This window comes from Streptomyces sp. 2P-4 (genome assembly GCF_030167965.1).
GTDB classification, from domain to species: domain Bacteria; phylum Actinomycetota; class Actinomycetes; order Streptomycetales; family Streptomycetaceae; genus Streptomyces; species Streptomyces globosus_A.
The window spans coordinates 5,281,202-5,303,980 of the sequence record NZ_CP095011.1; the positions used below are offsets into that span (position 1 = coordinate 5,281,202).

The window sequence follows — 22,779 nt, forward strand, 5'->3', positions numbered from 1 at the left end:
CGGCCCTCCGCGCGCACGGGACCCGCACCGCACGCACCCGCACCCCCGAAGGGTGTGGTGTGCCCGTCGCGGGCGGGCGGCGCCATACGGTGACAACCATCCGCCGCACCGCACACCCCAGGAGTTGCCGGCATGTCCAGCGCCACTGACTTCTTCATCCCGGACCCGGAAGGCCGCGTCCCCGACGCCGAGGGCTACTTCGGCGACTTCGGCGGCAAGTTCATCCCGGAGGCCCTCGTCGCCGCCGTGGACGAGGTCGCCGTCGAGTACGAGAAGGCCAAGAACGACCCCGCCTTTGCGGCCGAGCTCAACGACCTCATGGTCAACTACACCGGCCGCCCCAGCGCGCTGACCGAGGTGCCGCGCTTCGCCGGGCACGCCGGCGGCGCCCGCATCTTCCTCAAGCGCGAGGACCTCAACCACACCGGCTCGCACAAGATCAACAACGTGCTGGGCCAGGCCCTCCTCACCAAGCGCATGGGCAAGACCCGCGTCATCGCCGAGACCGGCGCCGGCCAGCACGGCGTGGCCACCGCCACCGCCTGCGCCCTCTTCGGCCTCGACTGCACCATCTACATGGGCGAGATCGACACCCAGCGGCAGGCCCTGAACGTCGCCCGCATGCGGATGCTGGGCGCCGAGGTCATCGCCGTCAAGTCCGGCTCCCGCACCCTCAAGGACGCCATCAACGAGGCGTTCCGCGACTGGGTCGCCAACGTCGACCGCACCCACTACCTCTTCGGCACCGTCGCCGGCCCGCACCCCTTCCCCGCCATGGTCCGCGACTTCCACCGCGTCATCGGCGTCGAGGCCCGCCGCCAGATCCTGGAGCGCACCGGCCGCCTGCCCGACGCCGTCGCCGCCTGCGTCGGCGGCGGCTCCAACGCCATCGGCCTCTTCCACGCCTTCCTGCCCGACACCGGCGTCCGCCTCGTCGGGTTCGAGCCCGCCGGCCACGGCGTCGAGACCGGCGAGCACGCCGCCACCCTCACCGCCGGCGAGCCCGGCATCCTGCACGGCTCCCGCTCCTACGTCCTCCAGGACGACGAGGGCCAGATCACCGAGCCGTACTCGATCTCCGCCGGCCTGGACTACCCCGGCATCGGCCCGGAGCACTCCTTCCTCAAGGACACCGGCCGCGGCGAGTACCGCGCGGTCACCGACGACGCCGCCATGCAGGCCCTGCGCCTGCTCTCCCGCACCGAGGGCATCATCCCGGCCATCGAGTCGGCCCACGCCCTCGCCGGCGCCCTCGACCTCGGCCGCGAGCTCGGCCCCGACGGGCTCGTCGTGGTCAACCTGTCCGGCCGCGGCGACAAGGACATGGACACCGCCGCCCGCTACTTCGGGCTGTACGACGCCGAAGGGGAGTCGAAGTGAGCAAGGGCAACATCCGGCTGCTGGGCGACACCCTCGCCAAGGCCAGGGCCGAGGACCGCGCCGCCCTGGTCGCCTACCTCCCGGCCGGCTTCCCGACCGTCGACGGCGGCATCGAGGCCGTCAAGGCCGTCATCGCCGGCGGCGCCGACATCGTCGAGGTCGGCCTCCCGCACAGCGACCCCGTCCTCGACGGCGCCGTCATCCAGACCGCCGACGACATCGCGCTGCGCGGCGGCGTCCGGATCGCCGACGTGCTGCGCACGGTCCGCGAGGCGCACGAGGCGACCGGCGCGCCGGTGCTGGTGATGACGTACTGGAACCCGATCGACCGCTACGGCCCGGAGCGGTTCGCCGCCGAGCTGGCCGAGGCCGGCGGCGCCGGCTGCATCCTGCCCGACCTGCCCGTCCAGGAGTCCGCCCTGTGGCGGGAGCACGCCGACAAGCACGGCCTCGCGACCGTCTTCGTCGTCGCCCCCAGCAGCAGGGACGCCCGCCTCGCCACGATCACCGCGGCCGGCTCGGGCTTCGTCTACGCCGCCTCCCTCATGGGCGTCACCGGGACCCGGGAGTCCGTCGGCAACCAGGCGCAGGAGCTGGTCCGCCGCACCCGCGCCACCACGGAGCTGCCGGTCTGCGTCGGGCTCGGCGTCTCCAACGCCGTGCAGGCGAAGGAGGTCGCCGGCTTCGCCGACGGGGTGATCGTCGGCTCGGCGTTCGTGAAGCTGCTGCTGGACGCGCCGGACCTGCCGGCCGGGCTCGCGGCCGTGCGGGCGCTGGCGGGCGAACTTGCGGAAGGCGTACGCAGGAGCTGACGCGGAGCGCGTCCGAAAAGGGTTCTGTAGCCCGATCGGGTGGATCTGGGAGCAGGGGGGCGCGGGAGTGCCTCCCTGCTTCGTTTGCCCGACCGTGAGCGAGATGAACGACGGCGCGAACCGCCAAGCGAAGAACCGATCGGCCCGCGAGCGCCTCCAGGCCGAGCGCGAGCGGCAGAAGAAGAAGGACAAGCGCCGGCGGACGCTCGTCGTGGCGGCGGCCGTCGTCGGCGTCCTCGGCCTGGCGGCCGTCGTCGGCCTGATCGCGGCCAACACCGGCAAGAACAGCGCGGGCGGCGGCCCCGTCATCGCGCCCTCCGGGGCCACCGGCGAGGACTCCCTCGCGATCCGGACGGGCAGCGCCGAGGCCCCGTCCACGCTGGTCGTGTGGGAGGACTTCCGCTGCCCGGCCTGCAAGAACTTCGAGACCATGTACAAGGACACGGTCCACGAGCTGGAGGCCAAGGGCCTGCTCAAGACCGACTACCACCTGGTCACCCTGATCGACGGGAACATGGGCGGCAGCGGCTCGCTCAAGAGCGCCAACGCGGCCGCCTGCGCCCAGGACGCCGGGAAGTTCACCGAGTACCACGACGTGCTGTTCGAGAACCAGCCGCCCGAGCCGGACGACGCCTACGGCAACAACGCGAGGCTGCTGGAGCTGGCGGGCAAGGTGCCCGGCCTCGACACCGCCGAGTTCCGCCGGTGCGTGGAGGACGGGACGCACGAGAGCTGGGTCGGCAAGTCCTTCGAGGCCTTCCGGGCCGGGGACTTCCGCGGCACCCCGACGGTGCTGCTGAACGGCAAGGACGTGCTGGCCGAGCAGATCACCCCGCAGAAGATGAAGGAGATCGTCGAGGCCGCGGCGAAGGGCGGCGGCACCGCGAGCACCTCCCCGGCCGCCTCGGGATCGCCGTCCGCGGCGGGTGCGCCGGCTTCGCCGGCCTCCAAGGCGAAGGGCTCCCCGTCCGCCTCGCGTACGGCGTCGCCCTCGGCGTCGGCCCGCGGCACGGGCGCGCAGGGGGCTGCCCGGGAGTGACGCCGCCCGGCGGACACGAGGTGTCGATTTGGCGGCGGGAACGCCGGGCGGGTTGCCGTGCGCACCGCCCGGCAGGGTAGCGTCGGACCTGCCATGGAACTTGCCTACATTCCCAGTCCGTCGACCGGTGTGGTCCACCTCGGGCCGATCCCGCTGCGCGGCTACGCGTTCTGCATCATCATCGGCGTCTTCGCCGCCGTCTGGCTCGGCAACAAGCGCTGGATCGCGCGCGGAGGAAAGCCGGGCACCGTCGCGGACATCGCCGTGTGGGCGGTTCCGTTCGGCCTGGTCGGCGGCCGCCTCTACCACGTGATCACCGACTACCAGCTCTACTTCGGCGAAGGCCGCAACTGGGTCGACGCCTTCAAGATCTGGGAGGGCGGCCTCGGCATCTGGGGCGCCATCGCGTTCGGCGCGGTCGGCGCCTGGATCGGCTGCCGCCTGCGGGGCATCCCGCTGCCCGCCTGGGCCGACGCCCTCGCCCCCGGCATCGCCATCGCCCAGGCCGTCGGCCGCTGGGGCAACTGGTTCAACCAGGAGCTGTACGGGCGCGCCACCGACCTGCCGTGGGCTGTCGAGATCAGCGACGGCCCGAACCGGGTCGGCGGCACCTACCACCCGACGTTCCTGTACGAGTCGCTGTGGTGCCTCGGCGTCGCCGCACTCGTGATCTGGGCCGACCGGCGCTTCAGGCTGGGCCACGGCCGGGCCTTCGCCCTGTACGTCGCCGCGTACTGCGCGGGCCGCGCCTGGATCGAGTACATGCGGGTCGACGAGGCCCACCACATCCTCGGCCTGCGGCTGAACGTCTGGACCGCGATCACCGTGTTCGTCCTCGCCGTCGTCTACCTCGCGGTCTCCGCGAAGCTGCGGCCGGGCCGCGAGGAGGTCGTCGAGCCGGACCGCGGTCCCGCGGCCTCCGACCCGGCGGCCGCCGCGAAGCCGGCAGACGCGAAGGATGCCGCGAAGGACGCCGCGGAGGCAGCCGACGCGAAGGCCGGCGCGAAGCCCGGCGAGGCGGAGGACGCGGGCGCCGCGGCTCCCGCCGCCGAGCCGGCGGCGGCGCCGAAGGCGGACCTCGCCAAGCCGGCCGCGGCGGAGAAGGCCCCCGCCCAGGCCGGCGGCGCCGCCGACGCGCCCGGGGCCGACAAGCTCTGATCCCGGCACCGGCAGGAGCCGCCCGCAGGGGCGCCGCGCAGGCCGCGCGGCGCCCCTGCGGCGTTCCCGCCGCCCGCCGCGCCGCCGCTCAGGACGGCAGGCGCACCGGGGTCTCGCGGCGCGACAGCGCCACGACCCGCTCCGCGACCGCCAGCACCGCCGCGTCCACGAACCGCCCGTCGGGCAGGACCGCCGCCCCCGGGTTGCGGCGGGCCGCGGTCACGACCTCCTGCGCGGCGCCGACCTCCTCCGGGCCCGGCAGGTAGGCCCGCTCGATCACCGGGAGCTGGCGCGGGTGGATCGCCGCCCGGCCGAGGAAGCCCAGCGTCCGCCCGCGGGCGCAGGAGGCGGCGAGCGCCTCCAGGTCCCGGATGTCGGGGAAGGGCGACTGGGCGGGCGGCGCCAGCCCGGCCGCCCGCGCGGCGACCACCACCCGCGACCGCGGCCAGTCCAGTCCCTCCTCGGTCCCGCACCCCAGATCGGCGCACAGATCGGCCTCGCCCAGGGCGAGCCCGCGCAGGGCGGGGTGCGCGCGGGCGATCTCGTACGCCCGCTCCACGCCCAGCGCCGACTCCAGCAGCGCGTACAGGGCCACCCCGCCCGTCCGCTCGGCGACCTGTACGACCTGCTCCGGCGCGGTGACCTTCGGCAGCCGCACCCCGGCGAGGCCCCGCAGCCCGGCCAGGGCGGCCAGGTCCGCGCCCGCCCAGGGGGAGTCGGGGGCGTTGACGCGTACGTACACCGGGACCGGCGGCCGCTCCGCGAGCAGCTCCGCCGTGGCCGCGCGGGCGTACTCCTTGCGGGAGGCCGGTACGGCGTCCTCCAGGTCGACGATGACGGCGTCGGCGCCGCAGTGCAGCGCCTTGGCCACGGTGTCCTGGTGGTCGCCGGGTGCGTAGAGCCAGGTCAGGATCACAGGGCCGCCTCCTTCCGGAGCGTGCGGTTCTCGGCCTCGGTCGGGCCGGGTTCGGTCAGGGGCTCACGGCCGCGGTCCGGCGGCGAAGGCCGAGAAGGCGGCGTCGGCCTCGGCGCGGTCCGGCATGGCGTCCTGCGCGCCCGGCCGCTGCACGGACAGCGCCGCGGCCGCCGCCGCCCAGGCCATCGCCTCCCGCATCGGGCGCCCCTCGCCCAGGGCCACCGCCAGCGCCCCGGCGAAGGTGTCCCCGGCGGCCGTGGTGTCCACCGCCCTGACGCGCGGCGCGGGCACCGCGTACGGCTCCTGCCCGCGCGCGGCGTGCAGGGCGCCCGCCGCGCCGAGGGTGACGACCACCTCGGGGAACCGGTCCAGCAGCGCGGCCGCCGCCTGGCGGGGGTCCGTCAGCCCGGTCAGGGCGGCCGCCTCGTGCTCGTTGGGGACCAGCAGGTCGACCCCGTCCGGCAGGTCCGGGGGCAGCGGCTGCACCGGCGCCGGCGTCAGCACCGTCCGCACCCCGTGCGCCCGCGCCGCGCGGGCCGCGGCCGCCACCGCGGACAGCGGCACCTCCAGCTGGAGCAGCAGCGTCCCGGACGCGGCGATCCGCTCCTCGTCGCCGGACTCCAGCCCCGTGACGAGCCCGTTCGCGCCGGGGACGACGATGATGCTGTTGCTGCCCTCGTCGTCCACGGTGATGTGCGCCGTCCCGCTGGCGCCCTCCACGGTGCGCAGGCCGCAGGTGTCGACACCGGCCGCGGTGAGCGCGGAGCGCAGCCGTACGCCGAACGCGTCCGCGCCGACCGCGCCGACCATCGCCACGCTCGCCCCGAGGCGGGCCGCGGCGACGGCCTGGTTGGCGCCCTTGCCGCCGGGGACGGTGCGGAACTCCCGGCCGGTGACGGTCTCCCCGAGCCGGGGGGCCTTGGGGACGTAGGCGACGAGGTCCATGTTCGTGCTGCCGAGAACGGTGATGGCCGTCATGGGCGTGCTGCCTCCTGTGCGGTGAGCCGGGCGGGGGTGTCGGAGCCGGTCCCGTCACGGTGGCAGCGACCGTACCGGGCGTGCAGCCGGTCCGCGAAGCGGTCGAGGAGGACCTGCGGCGGGCGTGCAGCAGCCGGCTCCACGGCGTGCCTCTCCACTTGAGGGGGCCGTCGCGAACCCCTAGGGGGATTTGTGCCATGAAGAGAGGTATGCCGGTTGTCGCGAAACACCCCGCCGGCAGGGGCGTCACCCGGTCGCCGACTCTCAAATGCCCAGGTAAGTACGGCCTTCCTTGCTGGCGGGCGGGCAGAATCGTGCGTAGTTTCGAGATGTTCGGGGGGAACGGACCGTCTCACGGCCCCCATGGGTACAAAAGGGGAGAAGAGTCGCATGTCCATCATCGACACCGAAGCGCCGCTGCACACCGCGCACCGCGACAACCACACCCACCGGGACGTCAACGGCGGATGGCTGCGCCCGGCCGTGTTCGGCGCGATGGACGGCCTCGTCTCCAACCTCGCACTGATGACCGGAGTGGCCGGCGGCGCCGCCGCCCCCGCCGGCATCGTGATCGCCGGACTGGCCGGGCTCGCCGCCGGCGCGTTCTCCATGGCCGCCGGCGAGTACACCTCCGTCGCCTCGCAGCGCGAACTCGTCCTCGCCGAACTCGACGTCGAGCGGCAGCAGTTGCGAAAGCACCCGGTCGACGAGATGGAGGAGCTCGCCGAGCTGTACGTCTCCCGCGGAGTCGAGCCGGCCCTCGCCCGCGAGGTCGCGATGCAGCTCTCCCGCGACCCCGAGCAGGCGCTGGAGATCCACGCCCGCGAGGAGCTCGGCATCGACCCCGACGACCTGCCCTCGCCGCTGGTCGCCGCCGCCTCCTCCTTCGGCTCGTTCGCGCTCGGCGCCCTGCTGCCGGTCCTGCCCTACCTGCTCGGCGCGACGGCCCTGTGGCCCGCCGTCCTGCTGGCCCTGGCCGGGCTCTTCGCCTGCGGCGCAGTCGTCTCCAAGGTCACCACCCGCTCCTGGTGGTACAGCGGCCTGCGGCAGCTGCTCCTGGGTGGCGCGGCCGCCGGTGTGACGTACATCCTGGGAACCTGGATCGGCGGGGCCATAGGCTGAACGCCCTCGCGATGAGACACTATGCAGCGCACCACATAAGTAGTTCATTACCCGGTGGTTTCGATTCCGTGTCCGCCGGGCATCACACCGGGGCGCGCCGGGCAACGATGCCCGTTTCCGCGCCGGGGCCCCGCCCCCGCCGGCACCCTTCCACACGCCTCGCAGCAGCGCGGGGAGCCCCGTATCCCGCCTCGTGCAGTGTCCGCATGGTGAAACGCCGTATCCGGTTCGCAAGATTGCGGTCATCATGTAACCTGCACGAAATTTCGCAGAGGGCCAACGTCGTCCCTCGGCCATGCACAATGCCACGACGACGACGGGAGAGCCGATGCGTTCCGCATCCACGCACTCCGCGACCGGCCCCAGCAGCACCGCCTGGTCGCCCATGGACGGTCGCCCTGCCCCCCAGGGCATGTACGACCCGCGCAACGAGAAGGACGCCTGCGGCGTCGGTTTCGTGGCGAACCTCACCGGTGAGGCCACCCACGCGCTGGTCGAGCAGGCGCTGACCGTACTGCGGAACCTCGAGCACCGCGGCGCCACCGGCTCCGAGCCCGACTCCGGCGACGGCGCCGGCATCCTCAGCCAGGTCCCCGACGCGTTCCTGCGCGAGGTGGCCGGCTTCCGGCTCCCCGAGGCCGGCGCGTACGCCGTCGGCATCGCCTTCCTCCCCGCCGACGGCACCGCACAGGCCGCCGCCGCGGAGCAGATCGAGGCCATCGCCGCCGAGGAGGGCCTGACCGTCCTCGGATGGCGCGAGGTCCCCGTCACCCCCGACCTCCTCGGCAACGGCGCCCGCGCCACCATGCCGGCCTTCTCCCAGCTCTTCGTCGCCGACGGCAGCAGCACCGGCATCGCCCTGGACCGCAAGGCCTTCGTGCTGCGCAAGCGCGCCGAGCGCGAGGCGGGCACCTACTTCCCGTCGCTGTCCGCCCGGACCATCGTCTACAAGGGCATGCTCACCACGGGCCAGCTGGAGCCGTTCTTCCCGGACCTCTCCGACCGCCGCTTCGCCTCGGCGCTCGCCCTGGTCCACTCCCGGTTCTCCACCAACACCTTCCCGTCGTGGCCGCTGGCCCACCCGTACCGGTTCGTCGCCCACAACGGCGAGATCAACACCGTCAAGGGCAACCGGAACTGGATGCGCGCCCGCGAGTCCCAGCTCGCCACCGACGCCTTCGGCCAGGGCGCCCTCGACCGGATCTTCCCGATCTGCACCCCGGACGCCTCCGACTCGGCGTCCTTCGACGAGGTCCTGGAACTCCTCCACCTCGGCGGCCGCTCCCTGCCCCACGCGGTCCTGATGATGATCCCGGAGGCATGGGAGAACCACGCCTCCATGGACCCGGCCCGCCGCGCCTTCTACCAGTACCACTCCACGATGATGGAGCCCTGGGACGGCCCGGCCTGCGTCACCTTCACCGACGGCACCCAGGTCGGCGCCGTCCTCGACCGCAACGGCCTGCGCCCCGGCCGCTACTGGGTCACCGACGACGGCCTCGTCGTGCTCTCCTCCGAGGTCGGCGTCCTCGACATCGACCCCGCGAAGGTCGTCCGCAAGGGCCGCCTCCAGCCGGGCAGGATGTTCCTCGTCGACACCGCCCAGAACCGGATCATCGAGGACGACGAGATCAAGGCCGGCCTGGCCGCCGCCGCCCCCTACGCGGAGTGGCTGGAGTCCGGCGAGATCGAGCTCACCGACCTCCCCGAGCGCGAGCACATCGTCCACACCCACGCCTCGGTCACCCGCCGCCAGCAGACCTTCGGCTACACCGAGGAAGAGCTGCGCGTCATCCTCGCCCCGATGGCCCGCACCGGCGCCGAGCCGATCGGCTCCATGGGCACCGACTCGCCGATCGCCGCGCTCTCCGAGCGGCCCCGGCTGCTCTTCGACTACTTCACCCAGCTGTTCGCCCAGGTCACCAACCCGCCGCTGGACGCCATCCGCGAGGAGCTCGTCACCTCGCTGCTGTCCTCGCTGGGCCCGCAGGGCAACCTGCTGGAGCCGACCGCCGCGTCCTGCCGCAGCGTCACCCTGCCCTTCCCGGTCATCGACAACGACGAGCTGGCCAAGCTCATCCACATCAACGCCGACGGCGACATGCCCGGCATGAAGGCGGCCACCCTCTCCGGCCTCTACCGGGTCTCCGGCGGCGCCGACGCGCTCGCCGCCCGCATCGCCGAGATCCGCTCCGAGGCCGACGCGGCCATCGCGAACGGCGCCCGCCTGATCGTCCTGTCGGACCGCCACTCGGACGCCGAGCACGCGCCGATCCCGTCGCTGCTGCTGACCGCCGCCGTCCACCACCACCTGATCGCCACCAAGCAGCGCACCCAGGTCGGCCTGCTCGTCGAGGCCGGCGACGTCCGCGAGGTCCACCACGTCGCCCTGCTCATCGGCTACGGCGCCGCCGCCGTCAACCCGTACCTCGCCATGGAGTCCGTCGAGGACCTGCTGCGCGCCGGCACGTTCATCGACGGCATCGAGCCCGAGCAGGCCATCCGCAACCTGATCTACGCCCTCGGCAAGGGCGTCCTGAAGGTCATGTCCAAGATGGGCATCTCCACCGTCGCCTCCTACCGCGGCGCCCAGGTCTTCGAGGCCGTCGGCCTCGACGAGGAGTTCGTCGCGACGTACTTCCAGGGCACCGCCACCAAGATCGGCGGGGCCGGCCTCGACGTCATCGCCAAGGAGGTCGCCGCCCGCCACGCCAAGGCCTACCCGGCCTCCGGCACCGCGCCCGCGCACCGCGCGCTGGACATCGGCGGCGAGTACCAGTGGCGCCGCGAGGGCGAGCCGCACCTGTTCGACCCGGAGACCGTCTTCCGGCTCCAGCACGCCACCCGCAACCGCCGGTACGACATCTTCAAGCAGTACACGGACCGGGTGAACGAGCAGTCCGAGCGCCTCATGACGCTCCGCGGCCTCTTCGGCTTCAAGAGCGACCGCCCCTCCGTCCCGCTGGACGAGGTCGAGCCGGTCTCCGAGATCGTCAAGCGGTTCTCCACCGGCGCCATGTCGTACGGCTCCATCTCCAAGGAGGCGCACGAGACCCTCGCCATCGCCATGAACCAGCTCGGCGGCAAGTCCAACACCGGCGAGGGCGGCGAGGACCCCGAGCGCCTGTACGACCCGGCGCGCCGCTCGGCGATCAAGCAGGTCGCCTCCGGCCGCTTCGGCGTCACCTCCGAGTACCTCGTCAACGCCGACGACATCCAGATCAAGATGGCGCAGGGCGCCAAGCCCGGCGAGGGTGGCCAGCTGCCCGGCCACAAGGTGTACCCGTGGGTCGCCAAGACCCGCCACTCCACCCCGGGCGTCGGCCTGATCTCCCCGCCGCCGCACCACGACATCTACTCCATCGAGGACCTCGCCCAGCTCATCCACGACCTGAAGAACGCCAACCCGGCTGCCCGCATCCACGTGAAGCTGGTCTCCGAGGTCGGCGTCGGCACGGTCGCCGCGGGCGTCTCCAAGGCCCACGCGGACGTCGTCCTCATCTCCGGACACGACGGCGGCACCGGCGCCTCGCCGCTGACCTCCCTCAAGCACGCGGGCGGCCCCTGGGAGCTCGGCCTCGCCGAGACCCAGCAGACGCTGCTGCTCAACGGGCTGCGCGACCGGATCGTCGTCCAGACCGACGGCCAGCTCAAGACCGGCCGCGACGTCGTCATCGCCGCGCTGCTCGGCGCCGAGGAGTTCGGCTTCGCGACCGCGCCGCTCGTCGTCTCCGGCTGCGTCATGATGCGCGTCTGCCACCTGGACACCTGCCCCGTCGGCATCGCCACCCAGAACCCGGTGCTGCGCGACCGCTTCTCCGGCAAGGCCGAGTTCGTCGTCAACTTCTTCGAGTTCATCGCCGAAGAAGTCCGCGAGCTCCTCGCCGAGCTGGGCTTCCGCTCGATCGAGGAGGCCGTCGGCCACGCCGAGCTCCTCGACACCGACCAGGCCGTCACCCACTGGAAGGCGCAGGGCCTCGACCTCGCCCCGCTCTTCCACGTGCCCGACCTGCCCGACGGCGCGGTCCGCCACGCCCTCATCGCGCAGGACCACGGCCTGGAGAAGGCCCTCGACAACGAGCTGATCGAGCTCGCCGCCGACGCCCTGAACGCGGCGACGGCCGAGGAGGCCCAGCCGGTCCGCGCCCAGGTCGCCATCCGCAACATCAACCGGACCGTCGGCACCATGCTCGGCCACGAGGTCACGAAGAAGTTCGGCGGTGCGGGCCTGCCCGACGACACCATCGACCTGACCTTCACCGGCTCCGCCGGCCAGTCCTTCGGCGCGTTCCTCCCCAAGGGCGTCACGCTCCGCCTGGAGGGCGACGCCAACGACTACGTCGGCAAGGGCCTCTCCGGCGGCCGCATCGTGGTCCGCCCCGACCGCGGCGCCGACCACCTCGCCGAGTACTCGACCATCGCCGGCAACACCATCGGCTACGGCGCCACCGGCGGCGAGATGTTCCTGCGCGGCCGCACCGGCGAGCGGTTCTGCGTCCGCAACTCCGGCGCCCTCGTCGTCTCCGAGGGCGTGGGCGACCACGGCTGCGAGTACATGACCGGCGGCACGGCGGTCGTCCTCGGCGAGACCGGCCGCAACTTCGCGGCGGGCATGTCCGGCGGCGTCGCCTACGTCGTCGACCTCGACCGGGACAACGTCAACGCCGGCAACCTGGGCGCCGTCGAGGCACTCTCGGACGAGGACCGGCAGTGGCTGCACGATGTGGTGCGCCGCCACCAGGAGGAGACCGGCTCGACGGTGGCCGCAAAGCTCCTCGCCGACTGGTCCGCCGCCGCGGACCGCTTCAGCAAGATCATCCCGACCACGTACAAGGCAGTGCTCGCCGCCAAGGACGCCGCTGAGCGGGCCGGACTCTCCGAGTCCGAGACCACCGAGAAGATGATGGAGGCGGCGACCCATGGCTGACCCGAAGGGCTTCCTCACCACCGAGCGCAAGACCGCCTGCTCCCGTCCCGTCGCCGAGCGCGTCAAGGACTGGAACGAGGTCTACGTCCCCGGCTCGCTCCTGCCGATCATCAGCAAGCAGGCCGGCCGCTGCATGGACTGCGGCATCCCGTTCTGCCACAACGGCTGCCCGCTCGGGAACCTGATCCCCGAGTGGAACGACTACGCCTACCGCGAGGACTGGTCGGCGGCGTCGGAGCGGCTGCACGCCACGAACAACTTCCCGGAGTTCACCGGCCGCCTCTGCCCGGCCCCCTGCGAGTCGGCGTGCGTCCTCGGCATCAACCAGCCGGCCGTCACCATCAAGAACGTCGAGGTCTCGATCATCGACAAGGCGTGGGACAACGGCAGCGTCTCCCCGCAGGTCCCCGAGCGCCTCTCCGGCAAGACCGCAGCCGTCATCGGCTCCGGGCCCGCCGGCCTGGCCGCCGCCCAGCAGCTGACCCGGGCCGGCCACACCGTCGTCGTCTACGAGCGCGCCGACCGCATCGGCGGCCTCCTGCGCTACGGCATCCCCGAGTTCAAGATGGAGAAGGTGCACATCAACCGCCGCATCGAGCAGATGCGCGCGGAAGGCACCAAGTTCCGCACCGGCGTCGAGGTCGGCCGCGACATCACCGCCGGCGACCTGCGCAAGCGGTTCGACGCCGTCGTCATCGCCGCCGGCGCGACCGTCTCCCGCGACCTGCCGGTCCCCGGCCGCGAGCTGGGCGGCATCCACTTCGCGATGGAGTACCTGCCGCTCGCGAACAAGGTGCAGGAGGGCGACTTCGTCGCCCCGCCCATCACCGCCGAGGGCAAGCACGTCGTCGTGATCGGCGGCGGCGACACCGGCGCGGACTGCGTGGGCACCGCCCACCGCCAGGGCGCGCTGTCCGTCACCCAGCTGGAGATCATGCCGCGGCCCGGCGAGGAGCGGAACGCCAACCAGCCCTGGCCGACCTTCCCCATGCTGTACAAGGTCACCTCCGCCCACGAGGAGGGCGGCGAGCGGGTCTACTCCGTCTCCACCACCCGCTTCGAGGGCGATGAGGACGGCAACGTCAAGGCGCTCCACCTCGTCGAGGTCGAGTTCACGGGCGGCAAGCTGGTCCAGAAGCCCGGAACCGAGCGGTCCATCCCGGCCCAGCTGGTCACCCTCGCGATGGGCTTCACCGGCACCGACCGGGCCAACGGCCTGGTCGAGCAGTTCGGCCTGGACCTGGACGAGCGCGGCAACATCGCCCGCGACGCCTCCTACGCCACCAACGTCGACGGCGTCTTCGTCGCCGGCGACGCCGGCCGCGGCCAGTCCCTGATCGTGTGGGCCATCGCGGAGGGCCGCTCGGCCGCCCGCGGCGTCGACCGCTACCTGACCGGCAGCAGCACCCTCCCGTACCCGGTCAAGCCGACCGACCGCGCCCTGGCGGTCTGACCCCGCAGCCCGGCCCGGGGCACGCTCCGGGCCGGGAGCGCACCACCGCGCGGCACCGCGCACACCCCTCCCGGTGCGGAGGACCCCTCATACGGCCCGTACAACGGCGTACGGAAACCCGGCACGGCGCCCGCCATGTCCTCGACCAAGGATGGCGGGCGCCGTGGTGCGCGCGGCCCGGCGGCCGCGGACTGCACTACTCGGGCTGGACCACTGTCGCGCCCCACCGTATGGACGCGGACGAGGCCGTCACGGCCGCCCCGAAGCCGCCGTGCAGGCCGGTCCCCAGCGGGACCGTCACGCGGGCCGGGCTGCCGGCCGGGCAGTCCAGGGTGAAGGGTGCCGGATTGCGGTCGGGGTGCCCGTCGAGCCGGAAGGCCACCTCGATGCTGCCGCCGCCCTCGCAGGCGAACGTGGTGTACGTGTCCAGCCCGGCGTACAGGCCGCCCGAGACGAAGCCGCCGGACCCCCACTGCTCCGGCACCCAGATCAGCCCGTCCGGGCCGGGGTGGCCGATCAGTTCCTCCTGCGCCGAGGCCTGGCCCGCTCCGACGGTCAGGGCCAGTGCCCCCGCCACCGCCGCCACCGCAACGGCCCTGCGGCCCCTCACCATGCGCTTCATTGCTCCCCCTTCGATTCGCGGGCCGGTCAGGCCCCACCCGTACGAGGCTAGACGCCGCCACCGACAACCGGGGGCACGAGGCGCCGCACAGGCGGGGGCGGCGCTTCCTACGCCGGGTCCTCGCGCGGCGGTTCGTCGTCGTCGCCGCGGCGGAGGGTGTGGAGGCCGCCCTGCGGGGTCCACGTGCGGATCACCAGCTCGTCGCCTTCGACGCGGACGTGGACCACCTCCGCCAGGTCCGCGTGGAACAGGTCGAGGGGGTGCGGGTTCTCCGTCTCCTCCGCGAACCGGTGCAGCTCCGGCGGGTCCACCAGTTCGATCGCGCGTCCCGAGATCCGCGCGTCCCCGTCCGGCATCGCCTCGTCCGGGCCCGGGTTGCTGTGCAGCGCGAACCGCGGATCGCGCCGCAGGTCCCGCGCCTTCCGCGAGCCCTGCATCATGCCGAGCCACAGCTCGCCGCCGCGGATCTCGACGTTCAGACCGGTCAGCCGCGGGGAGCCGTCGCTGCGGAGCGTGGCCAGGACATGGTGGGGGTACTGGGCGAAGCGGGCCCGGACGGTCGACGCGAACTCCGGCTCCCGCGCCTCGAACGCCGCCCAATTGTTCGTGGTCATACGCCCATCAAACCGCCCGCCCCCGCCCGCCCCGCGTCAGGCGCGCACGATGCCCGCCGCACGCGCCGCCGCCAGCCAGGACGGGAACTCCCCGAGCAGCCGGTCGTACAGCACCCGGTCCGGGACGGCCCGCGGGTCCGCACCGGCGTGGAAGTAGCCGGCGTTGTCGACGACCCGGCGGGACGGCACGGGCAGGTCGTCCAGGCGGCGCAGGAAGTCGAACTGGCTGCTGTGCGTGTCGCCGAAGCCGACGAACTGCCAGAACAGCGGCAGCCTCGCCGCCTTGCACAGGTACGCCTCCGCGGCCCGCTTGTCGATCGGCCCGCCGTCCGTCTGGAAGACGACGAGCGCCGGCCGGCGCGTGCCCGCCTCCAGGTAGTGGTCGATGACCGCGTCCATCGCCGCGTGGTACGAGGTCTTGCCCATGTGCCCGAGGCGGGAGGCGATCTCGGCGACCCGCCCGGCGTGCCCGGCGAGCGGTATCTCCTCGATCGCGTCGACGTCGGTGGAGAAGAACACCACCGGGACGCGGCCGTCGTCGTCCAGGTGCGCCGACAGGCCCAGCACCCGGTCGGCGAGCGCCTGCACGGTGCCGTCCCGGTAGTACGGGCGCATCGAGCCCGAGTAGTCGAGGACCAGGTAGACCGCGGCGCGCCCGCCCTGAAGCCCGTGCCCGCGGAGCGACTCCCCTGCGCTCTTGTACAGGTTCACCAGCGCCGGAGCGGTCCGTTCCATCTTGCGGAGGTCGATCGCACTGCCCGTCATGCGGCGAGGGTACGCGGCCCGGCGCCGCCCGTCCGGAGTACCCCCGGGTAGGCAGGCGCGGCCCCCTCAGGTCGCGGGCGTGCCCCGGCGGGCGTGCGGCCAGGACCCCGCCACCACCGTCCGGCACTCCCGGGGTGTGCCCCAGGCGTCCCGCAGCGGACGGGCCTTGCGCAGCCACAGCGAGAGGTCCAGCTCCTCGGTGTAGCCGATCGCCCCGTGGACCTGCAGCGCCGTCAGGGCCGCCCCGTACGCGGCCCCGCCCGCGGCCAGTTTCGCCGCGGCGACCTCTGCCGCATCCAGCGACAGCGCCGCGGCCCACACCAGCGGCCGGGCGAACTCCAGCGCCAGCAGCGTGTCCGCCAGCCGGTGCTTCACCGCCTGGAAGGCGCCGATCGGCATCCCGAACTGGGTGCGCTGCCGCGCGTACCGCGCCGTCCGCTCCAGCAGCGCCTCCCCGACCCCCAGGCACTGGGCCGCCGTCAGCAGCCGCGCCCAGTCGCCCGCGGCGCGGGCGGCCGCGAGGACGCCCGGCCCGGCCGCCAGCACCTCGCCGCCGCCCGGTGCCAGGCGGGCCGGCCGGCGCGCCGGGTCCGCCGACCGCAGCACGGCCGCGACACCGGCCGGGTGCGGGCCCCCGTACGCGTGCAGCCGGCCCGCGGCGTCCACCGCGAAGCAGTGCTCCGCCGCGTCCGCGTCCAGGGCATACGGGCCGCCGCCCGGCAGCAGCAGCGAGGCAGCCTCCCCGCCCGCCACCAGCCGCGGCACGAACCGGGCCGCCGCCCCGCCGGGGCCGCCCTCCAGCCGCGACAGCAGCACCGCCGCCGACGCGGTCTCCACCACCGGCCCCGGCATTCCCGCCCGCCCCACCTCCACCATGGCTGCGGCCAGCTCCACCGGCAGCGGCCCCGCCCCGCCGTACGCCTCCGGCGCGGCCGGCGCGAACAGGCCCGCCGCGGCCAGCCGCCTCCACACCGTCCGCCCCGGCGCGAAGTCCCCCGCCGACCAGGCCCGTACCGCCGCCGGCACGTCCGCGGCCGCCAGCAGGGCGCGTACCGCCCGCGCGAAGTCCGTCTGCTCCTCGGTCGGCAGGAAGCGCATCAGCGGCGGCCCTTCGGAAGGCCGAGCAGCCGCTCGGCGATGATGTCGCGCTGGATCTCGTTCGTCCCCGCGTAGATCGGACCGGCCAGCGAGAACAGCCACCCCTGCGCCCACTCCCCGTCGATCAGCTCGGCCTCTGCCCCGCCCAGCAGGTCCAGCGCCGTCTCGTGCAGGGCGAGGTCGTACTGCGACCAGAACACCTTGTTCAGGCTGGACTCGGCGCCCGCCTGCCCGCCCTCGGCGATCCGGGCCGCCGCCGCCCACGTGAACAGCTCGTAGGCGCGCGCCCCGACCAGCGCGTCCGCGACCCGGTCGCGCAGCGCGGTGTCCGCCGGGTCGGCCGCCGTCCGCCACAGCGCGTACAGCCGGTCGGCCGCGGCGAGGAACCGGCCCGGCGAGCGGAGGGCGAGGCCGCGCTCGCTGCCTGTCGCGGACATGGCAATCCGCCAGCCCTGTCCCGGCTCGCCGATGACGTCCCGGTCCGGTACGAACACCCCGTCCAGGAAGAGCTCCGCGAAGGCAGGCTTGCCGTCGAGCCGGCCGATCGGCCGCACCTCCACGCCCGGCGCCCGCAGGTCGAACACCAGGTACGTCAGCCCCTGGTGCGGTCCGGAGGCCGCCGCGCCGGTGCGGAACAGGCCGAAGGCCCGGTCGGCGAACGCCGCCCGCGAGGACCACGTCTTCTGCCCGTACAGCAGCCAGCCGTCCGCGGTGCGCTCGGCCCGCGCCCGCAGCGAGGCCAGGTCCGAGCCCGCCTCCGGCTCCGACCAGGCCTGCGCCCACACCTGCTCCCCGCGCGCCATCGGCGGCAGCAGCCGCTCCCGCTGCTCCGGCGTGCCGTGGTCGAAAAGGGTGGGGGCCAGCAGGCCGATGCCGTTCTGCGAGACGCGGGCCGGGGCGCCGGCCGCCCAGTACTCCTCCTCGAAGACCAGCCACCGCTCCAGGTCCGCGCCCCGGCCGCCGTACTCGCGCGGCCAGGACACCGCCGACCAGCGGCCGGCGTACAGGCGGGCCTCCCACTCCCGGTGCGCGGCGAAGCCCTCGGCGGTCTCCAGGGAGGGCAGCAGGGCCGCCGGGACGTTGCGCGCGAGCCAGTCGCGGGCCTCGGCGCGGAAGGCCTCCACCTCGGGCGGATGGGTCAGGTCCATCGGCTGCCGGCTCCTTCCGGGGGTGGGCGCCCCGGGGACGCACCGCGCTTCCCTAACAAGTGTTTGGTAGGTTAACGTACGGCCCCGACCGGAGTCGAGGAGGTACGTCGCCGTGCACGCCCCCGAACCCGCCCCCCCGGCCGCCCCCGCCGCCGCGGACGCCCCCGCGCCCGTTCCCGGGCACGGCCTCCTCGCCGGCCGCAGCGCCGTCGTCACCGCCGCCGCCGGCACCGGCATCGGCGGCGCCACCGCCCGCCGCTTCCTCGAAGAAGGAGCCCGCGTCGTCCTCGGCGACGCCCACGCCCGCCGCCTGAAGGAGACCGAGGAAGCCCTCGCCGCCGAGTTCGGCGCCGACCGCGTCACCTCCCTGGCCTGCGACGTCACCGACGAAACCCAGGTCCGGGCCCTCTTCGCCCACGCCGAGGCCGCCCACGGCCGCCTCGACACCGTCGTCAACAACGCCGGCCTCGGCGGCACCGCCGCCCTCGCCGACATGACCGACGACCAATGGCACCGCGTCCTCGACACCACCCTCGGCGGCACCTTCCGCTGCACCCGCGCCGCCCTCCGCTCCTTCCGCACCGCCGCCGCCGACCCGGCCCGCCGCGGCGGCGCCATCGTCAACAACGCCTCCGTCCTCGGCTGGCGCGCCCAGCCCGGCCAGGCCCACTACGCCGCCGCCAAGGCCGGAGTCATGGCCCTCACCCGGTGCGCCGCCCTGGAGGCCGCCCCGTTCGGCGTCCGCGTCAACGCCGTCGCCCCCAGCCTCGCCGCCCACCCCCACCTGGCGAAGACCACCACTCCCGAGCTGCTGGACGGGCTCGCCGCCCGCGAGGCCTTCGGCCGGGCCGCCCACCCCTGGGAGGTCGCCAACGTCATCGTCTTCCTGGCCAGCGGCTACTCGTCGTACATGACCGGCGAGACCGTCTCCGTCAGCAGCCAGCACCCCTGACGGGACTTCCCCGGATCGGACGGACAATGGGCGCGTGCCACAGAACAAGCCGCCGAAGAAGCCCGCCGGGACGGCCTCGCCCGACCGCCGCCGCGAACTCCTCGACACCGCCGCCCGGGTCTTCGCGGCCCAGGGCTACAACGCCACCACCGTCCGCAAGATCGCCGACGCAGCCGGCATGCTCGCCGGCAGCCTCTACTACCACTTCGATTCCAAGGAATCGATGCTCGACGAGATCCTCTCCACCTTCCTCGGCGAACTGTGGGAGGGCTACGACGCCGTCCTCGCGGCCGGCCTCGGCCCCCGCGAGACCATCGAGGCCCTCGTCACCGAGTCCTTCCGGGAGATCGACCGGCACCGCGACGCCGTCGCCATCTACCAGAGGGAATCCCGCCACCTCGCCCTGCAGCCCCGCTTCGGCTACCTCGCCGACTCCCGGCAGAAGTTCGAGAAGGCCTGGCTCGGCACCCTCGAACGCGGCGTCGCCGACCGGGTGTTCCGCGCCGACCTCGACATCCGCCTCACCTACCGCTACGTCCGCGACACCGTCTGGGTGGCCGCGTCCTGGTACCGGCCCCACGGACGGCACAGCCCCGAGGAGATCGCCCGCCAGTACCTCTCGATGGTCCTGGACGGGATCGCCGTACGCGACTGACCCCAGCGCGCCCCGACCAGAGGAGCCCCCGATGCCCGAGGCCTACATCGTCGACGCGGTCCGCACCCCCGTCGGGAGGCGCGGGGGAGGGCTCGCCGCCGTCCACCCCGCCGACCTCGGCGCCCACGTCCTGGCCGCCCTCGTCGACCGCACCGGCATCGACCCCGCCGCCGTCGACGACGTCGTCTTCGGCTGCCTCGACACCGTCGGCCCGCAGGCCGGCGACATCGCCCGCACCGCCTGGCTCGCGGCCGGACTGCCCCAGGAGGTGCCCGGCGTGACCGTGGACCGGCAGTGCGGCTCCTCCCAGCAGGCCGTCCACTTCGCCGCCCAGGCCGTCATGTCCGGCACCCAGGACCTCGTCGTTGCCGGCGGCACCCAGAACATGTCCATGGTCCCCATCGCCTACGCCTCCCGTCAGGCCGCCGAACCCCTCGGGCTCACCGACGGCCCCTACGCCGGCAGCACCGGCTGGCGCGCCCGGTACGGGGACGCACCCGTCAACCAGTTCCACGGTGCGGAACTCATCGCCCGCCAGTGGCGCATCGGCCGCACCGACATGGAGGAGTACGCGCTGCGCTCCCACCGGCGGGCCGTCCGCGCGCTCGACGAGGGCCGCTTCGACCGCGAGACCGCCCCCTGTGCCGGCGTCGCCGCCGACGAGGGCCCGCGCCGCGACACCACCCCGGAGAAGATGGCCGCCCTGAACCCCGTCGTCGCCGGCGGCACGATCACCGCCGCCGCCTCCTCCCAGGTCTCCGACGGCGCGGCCGCCCTGCTGATCGCCTCCGAGCGGGCCCTCGCCGACCACGGGCTGCGGCCCCGCGCCCGCATCCACCACCTCTCCGCCCGCGGCGAGGACCCCATCCGCATGCTGACCGCACCCATCCCCGCCACCGCCCACGCCCTGAAGAAGACCGGCATGACCCTCGACGACATCGACCTCGTCGAGATCAACGAGGCCTTCGCCCCCGTCGTCCTCGCCTGGCTGAAGGAGACCGGCGCCGACCCGGACCGCGTCAACCCCAACGGCGGCGCGATCGCCCTCGGCCACCCCCTCGGCGCGACCGGCGCCCGCCTCATGACGACCCTGCTCCACGAGCTGGAGCGCACCGGCGGCCGCTACGGCCTGCAGACCATGTGCGAAGGCGGAGGCCAGGCCAACGTCACCATCCTCGAACGCCTCTGAACCGCCCCGGCGGCCCCGCCCGCCCCCGCGGCGGCCGCCTGCCGGGTGCGGGCGGGCCGCACCCCCGCCAGGCCCCGCCCGCGCCCGGTGCTCCGCGCGGACGGGCACCGGTGTGCTACGTTGATCCTTGCAGTTGTGGTACCCAGGAACATATGTGCGCCTGACGGGACATCGTCCGCAGGCGCTTTTTAATGTTTTGCACCGGATCCACCGGGTGGGGCCCTCACCGCCTCTTCAGGAGGGCCGTCCCGCATGACCAGCTCCAGCACCGCCCGCCCCGCCCGCCGACCCGCCCGCGGACGGGGACCCGCCCAGGGACGGCAGAAGCCCGGCACCGGCCGGCAGAACGCCGCCCAGGCCCCGCGGCCGCAGGAGTTCACCATGCCCGACCCGGTGGTCCCGCCGCTCCCGCCGGCCGCCGCGTTCGAGGACATGGACCTCCCCGAGGCCCTCCTGAAGACCCTCGCCGCCCAGGGCGTCACCGAGCCCTTTCCCATCCAGGCCGCCACCCTCCCGAACTCCCTCGCCGGCCGCGACCTCCTCGGCCGCGGCCGCACCGGCTCCGGCAAGACCCTCGCCTTCGGCCTGGCCCTCCTCGCCCGCACCGCCGGCCGCCGAGCCCAGCCGAAGGCCCCGCTCGCCCTGGTCCTCGTACCGACCCGCGAACTGGCCCAGCAGGTCACCGACGCCCTCGCCCCCTACGCCACCGCGCTGAACCTGCGCACGACGACCGTCGTCGGCGGCATGTCGATCAACCGGCAGGCCGGCGCGCTGCGCCGCGGCGCCGAGGTGCTCGTCGCCACCCCGGGCCGCCTGAAGGACCTCATCGACCGCGGAGACGCCGTCCTCGACCAGGTCGCCATCACCGTCCTCGACGAGGCCGACCAGATGACCGACATGGGCTTCATGCCCCAGGTCACCGCCCTCCTGGATCAGGTCGAGCCCGGCGGCCAGCGCCTGCTGTTCTCCGCGACGCTCGACAAGAACATCGACAAGCTCGTCCGCAGGTTCCTCACCGACCCGGTCGGCCACTCCGTCGACCCGTCCGCCGGCGCGGTCACCACCATGGAGCACCACGTCCTGTACGTGATGGACGAGACCGACAAGAAGGCCGTCGCCACCCGCATCGCCGCCCGCGACGGCCGCGTCATCATGTTCGTCGACACCAAGCGCGGCGTCGACCGCATGGTCAAGCGCCTCCTCGCCCAGGGCGTACGCGCCTCCGGCCTGCACGGCGGCCGCTCCCAGCCGCAGCGCAACCGCACCCTCGACTGGTTCAAGACCGGCGAGGTCACCGCGCTGATCGCGACGAACGTCGCCGCCCGCGGCATCCACATCGACGACCTCGACCTCGTCGTCAACGTGGACCCGCCCACCGACCACAAGGACTACCTGCACCGCGGCGGCCGCACCGCCCGCGCCGGCGAGTCCGGCAGCGTCGTCACCCTCGTCCTGCCCGAGCAGAAGCGCGAGATGTCCCGCCTCATGGCCGACGCCGGGATCTCCCCGCGCACCGCGCAGGTCAAGTCCTCCGACGGTGAGCTGTCCCGGCTCACCGGCGCCCGGGAGCCCTCCGGCGTGCCCGTCGTCATCGAGGTGCCCCAGCCGGCGGCCCCGCCGAAGCAGCGCACCGGCCAGGGCGGCGGCGGACGGCGCCGCTCCGGGCGCGGCCAGGGCGGCGGCGGCCAGAACGGCGGCCAGGGCGGCGGACGCGGCGGCGCCGGACGCACCGAGGCCGGCGCGGGCACCGCGCAGGCCCCGGCGACGGCCGGCCCCGCCGCAGCCGCGGCACGGCCCAGGGCGGCGCCCCGGCCGCGGCCCGCACCGGCGGCGCCCGCTCCGGCGGCTCCCGCCCGGTTCCTCCGGCGGCCGCCGGCGCTCCGGCGGCGACCGCCAGCCCGCCGCCCGCGGCGGCGCCTGAGCAGCAGCGCGCCCTGCCGCTGCCGCGGCG

Annotated in this window: 17 protein-coding genes and 1 pseudogene; 11 read left to right on the forward strand and 7 right to left on the reverse strand. The window is 74.2% G+C overall.

Annotated features, from left to right (window positions below; all coding sequences use genetic code 11):
* The first annotated feature begins 132 nt into the window (after positions 1-132).
* From trpB to lgt, 4 genes are all read left to right on the forward strand, one after another.
* On the forward strand, positions 133-1,380 hold the full coding sequence (trpB, locus tag MUK52_RS23420; protein ID WP_114057158.1) for a tryptophan synthase subunit beta: 1,248 nt from the start codon (positions 133-135) through the stop codon (positions 1,378-1,380).
* On the forward strand, positions 1,377-2,192 hold the full coding sequence (gene trpA, locus MUK52_RS23425) for a tryptophan synthase subunit alpha (protein WP_284579775.1): 816 nt from the start codon (positions 1,377-1,379) through the stop codon (positions 2,190-2,192). The genes trpB and trpA overlap by 4 nt, the downstream gene beginning before the upstream one ends.
* 103 nt (positions 2,193-2,295) lie before the next feature.
* Entirely contained in the window at positions 2,296-3,231 is a 936-nt protein-coding gene (locus tag MUK52_RS23430; protein ID WP_284579776.1) for a DsbA family protein, read from the forward strand.
* A gap of 93 nt (positions 3,232-3,324) precedes the next feature.
* Complete coding sequence (gene lgt, locus MUK52_RS23435) at positions 3,325-4,389, forward strand: prolipoprotein diacylglyceryl transferase (RefSeq protein ID WP_284579777.1); 1,065 nt, start codon at positions 3,325-3,327, stop codon at positions 4,387-4,389.
* 88 nt (positions 4,390-4,477) lie between these two features.
* On the opposite strand, the gene MUK52_RS23440 is transcribed toward lgt, so the two are convergent.
* Positions 4,478-5,305 (reverse strand): HpcH/HpaI aldolase/citrate lyase family protein, encoded by an 828-nt coding sequence (locus tag MUK52_RS23440; protein ID WP_284579778.1) that lies wholly within the window; start codon positions 5,303-5,305, stop codon positions 4,478-4,480.
* A gap of 63 nt (positions 5,306-5,368) precedes the next feature.
* Positions 5,369-6,283, reverse strand: coding sequence for a ribokinase (rbsK, locus tag MUK52_RS23445; RefSeq protein WP_284579779.1), 915 nt, complete (start codon positions 6,281-6,283; stop codon positions 5,369-5,371).
* A 390-nt stretch (positions 6,284-6,673) separates the two neighbouring features.
* Here rbsK and MUK52_RS23450 point away from each other — a divergent pair, with 390 nt between their 5' ends.
* The 3 genes from MUK52_RS23450 (at position 6,674) to MUK52_RS23460 (ending at position 13,785) form a co-directional block, all read left to right on the forward strand.
* Positions 6,674-7,405, forward strand: coding sequence for a VIT1/CCC1 transporter family protein (locus MUK52_RS23450; protein ID WP_114057152.1), 732 nt, complete (start codon positions 6,674-6,676; stop codon positions 7,403-7,405).
* Between the two features lie 385 nt (positions 7,406-7,790).
* Positions 7,791-12,332 carry a glutamate synthase large subunit gene (gltB, locus tag MUK52_RS23455; RefSeq protein WP_284581758.1) on the forward strand — a complete coding sequence of 1,514 codons (4,542 nt, stop codon included), beginning with the start codon at positions 7,791-7,793 and terminating at the stop codon, positions 12,330-12,332.
* The gene (locus MUK52_RS23460; protein ID WP_284579781.1) at positions 12,325-13,785 is read left to right on the forward strand and encodes a glutamate synthase subunit beta; all 1,461 of its coding nucleotides are present in this window, start codon (positions 12,325-12,327) and stop codon (positions 13,783-13,785) included. Before gltB ends, MUK52_RS23460 begins: the two co-directional genes overlap by 8 nt.
* A gap of 196 nt (positions 13,786-13,981) precedes the next feature.
* Here MUK52_RS23460 and MUK52_RS23465 read toward each other — a convergent pair whose 3' ends face one another.
* From MUK52_RS23465 to MUK52_RS23485, 5 genes are all read right to left on the reverse strand, one after another.
* Positions 13,982-14,407 (reverse strand): hypothetical protein, encoded by a 426-nt coding sequence (locus tag MUK52_RS23465; RefSeq protein ID WP_284579784.1) that lies wholly within the window; start codon positions 14,405-14,407, stop codon positions 13,982-13,984.
* A gap of 107 nt (positions 14,408-14,514) precedes the next feature.
* Positions 14,515-15,021, reverse strand: coding sequence for a pyridoxamine 5'-phosphate oxidase family protein (locus tag MUK52_RS23470; RefSeq protein WP_284579785.1), 507 nt, complete (start codon positions 15,019-15,021; stop codon positions 14,515-14,517).
* Positions 15,022-15,057: 36 nt separating this feature from the next.
* Positions 15,058-15,786 carry a VWA domain-containing protein gene (locus MUK52_RS23475; protein ID WP_284579786.1) on the reverse strand — a complete coding sequence of 243 codons (729 nt, stop codon included), beginning with the start codon at positions 15,784-15,786 and terminating at the stop codon, positions 15,058-15,060.
* Between the two features lie 66 nt (positions 15,787-15,852).
* The gene (locus tag MUK52_RS23480; RefSeq protein WP_284579793.1) at positions 15,853-16,884 is read right to left on the reverse strand and encodes an acyl-CoA dehydrogenase family protein; all 1,032 of its coding nucleotides are present in this window, start codon (positions 16,882-16,884) and stop codon (positions 15,853-15,855) included.
* The gene (locus MUK52_RS23485; RefSeq protein ID WP_114057145.1) at positions 16,884-18,032 is read right to left on the reverse strand and encodes an acyl-CoA dehydrogenase family protein; all 1,149 of its coding nucleotides are present in this window, start codon (positions 18,030-18,032) and stop codon (positions 16,884-16,886) included. Before MUK52_RS23485 ends, MUK52_RS23480 begins: the two co-directional genes overlap by 1 nt.
* A 112-nt stretch (positions 18,033-18,144) precedes the next feature.
* Between MUK52_RS23485 and MUK52_RS23490 the strand changes: the two genes are divergently transcribed.
* The 4 genes and pseudogenes from MUK52_RS23490 to MUK52_RS23505 all read left to right on the forward strand — a co-directional run.
* Positions 18,145-18,984 carry an SDR family oxidoreductase gene (locus MUK52_RS23490; protein WP_114057144.1) on the forward strand — a complete coding sequence of 280 codons (840 nt, stop codon included), beginning with the start codon at positions 18,145-18,147 and terminating at the stop codon, positions 18,982-18,984.
* Between the two features lie 34 nt (positions 18,985-19,018).
* Positions 19,019-19,639 carry a TetR/AcrR family transcriptional regulator gene (locus MUK52_RS23495; protein WP_114057143.1) on the forward strand — a complete coding sequence of 207 codons (621 nt, stop codon included), beginning with the start codon at positions 19,019-19,021 and terminating at the stop codon, positions 19,637-19,639.
* Positions 19,640-19,670: 31 nt separating this feature from the next.
* Positions 19,671-20,828, forward strand: a complete 1,158-nt coding sequence (locus tag MUK52_RS23500) for an acetyl-CoA C-acetyltransferase (RefSeq protein WP_114057142.1) — start codon at positions 19,671-19,673, stop codon at positions 20,826-20,828.
* A gap of 252 nt (positions 20,829-21,080) precedes the next feature.
* A pseudogene (locus tag MUK52_RS23505) lies at positions 21,081-22,634 on the forward strand (DEAD/DEAH box helicase); the annotation flags it as partial.
* Between the last annotated feature and the right edge of the window lie 145 nt (positions 22,635-22,779).

What these genes read in the sequence shown, in the direction of transcription:
- trpB (WP_114057158.1), top strand. Translation starts at nt 133, where the DNA reads ATGTCCAGCGCCACTGACTTCTTCATCCCGGACCCGGAAGGCCGCGTC.
- MUK52_RS23430 (WP_284579776.1), top strand. Translation starts at nt 2,296, where the DNA reads ATGAACGACGGCGCGAACCGCCAAGCGAAGAACCGATCGGCCCGCGAG.
- lgt (WP_284579777.1), top strand. Translation starts at nt 3,325, where the DNA reads ATGGAACTTGCCTACATTCCCAGTCCGTCGACCGGTGTGGTCCACCTC.
- rbsK (WP_284579779.1), bottom strand. Translation starts at nt 6,283, where the DNA reads ATGACGGCCATCACCGTTCTCGGCAGCACGAACATGGACCTCGTCGCC.
- MUK52_RS23450 (WP_114057152.1), top strand. Translation starts at nt 6,674, where the DNA reads ATGTCCATCATCGACACCGAAGCGCCGCTGCACACCGCGCACCGCGAC.
- gltB (WP_284581758.1), top strand. Translation starts at nt 7,791, where the DNA reads ATGGACGGTCGCCCTGCCCCCCAGGGCATGTACGACCCGCGCAACGAG.
- MUK52_RS23460 (WP_284579781.1), top strand. Translation starts at nt 12,325, where the DNA reads ATGGCTGACCCGAAGGGCTTCCTCACCACCGAGCGCAAGACCGCCTGC.
- MUK52_RS23465 (WP_284579784.1), bottom strand. Translation starts at nt 14,407, where the DNA reads ATGAAGCGCATGGTGAGGGGCCGCAGGGCCGTTGCGGTGGCGGCGGTG.
- MUK52_RS23470 (WP_284579785.1), bottom strand. Translation starts at nt 15,021, where the DNA reads ATGACCACGAACAATTGGGCGGCGTTCGAGGCGCGGGAGCCGGAGTTC.
- MUK52_RS23475 (WP_284579786.1), bottom strand. Translation starts at nt 15,786, where the DNA reads ATGACGGGCAGTGCGATCGACCTCCGCAAGATGGAACGGACCGCTCCG.
- MUK52_RS23480 (WP_284579793.1), bottom strand. Translation starts at nt 16,884, where the DNA reads ATGCGCTTCCTGCCGACCGAGGAGCAGACGGACTTCGCGCGGGCGGTA.
- MUK52_RS23485 (WP_114057145.1), bottom strand. Translation starts at nt 18,032, where the DNA reads ATGGACCTGACCCATCCGCCCGAGGTGGAGGCCTTCCGCGCCGAGGCC.
- MUK52_RS23500 (WP_114057142.1), top strand. Translation starts at nt 19,671, where the DNA reads ATGCCCGAGGCCTACATCGTCGACGCGGTCCGCACCCCCGTCGGGAGG.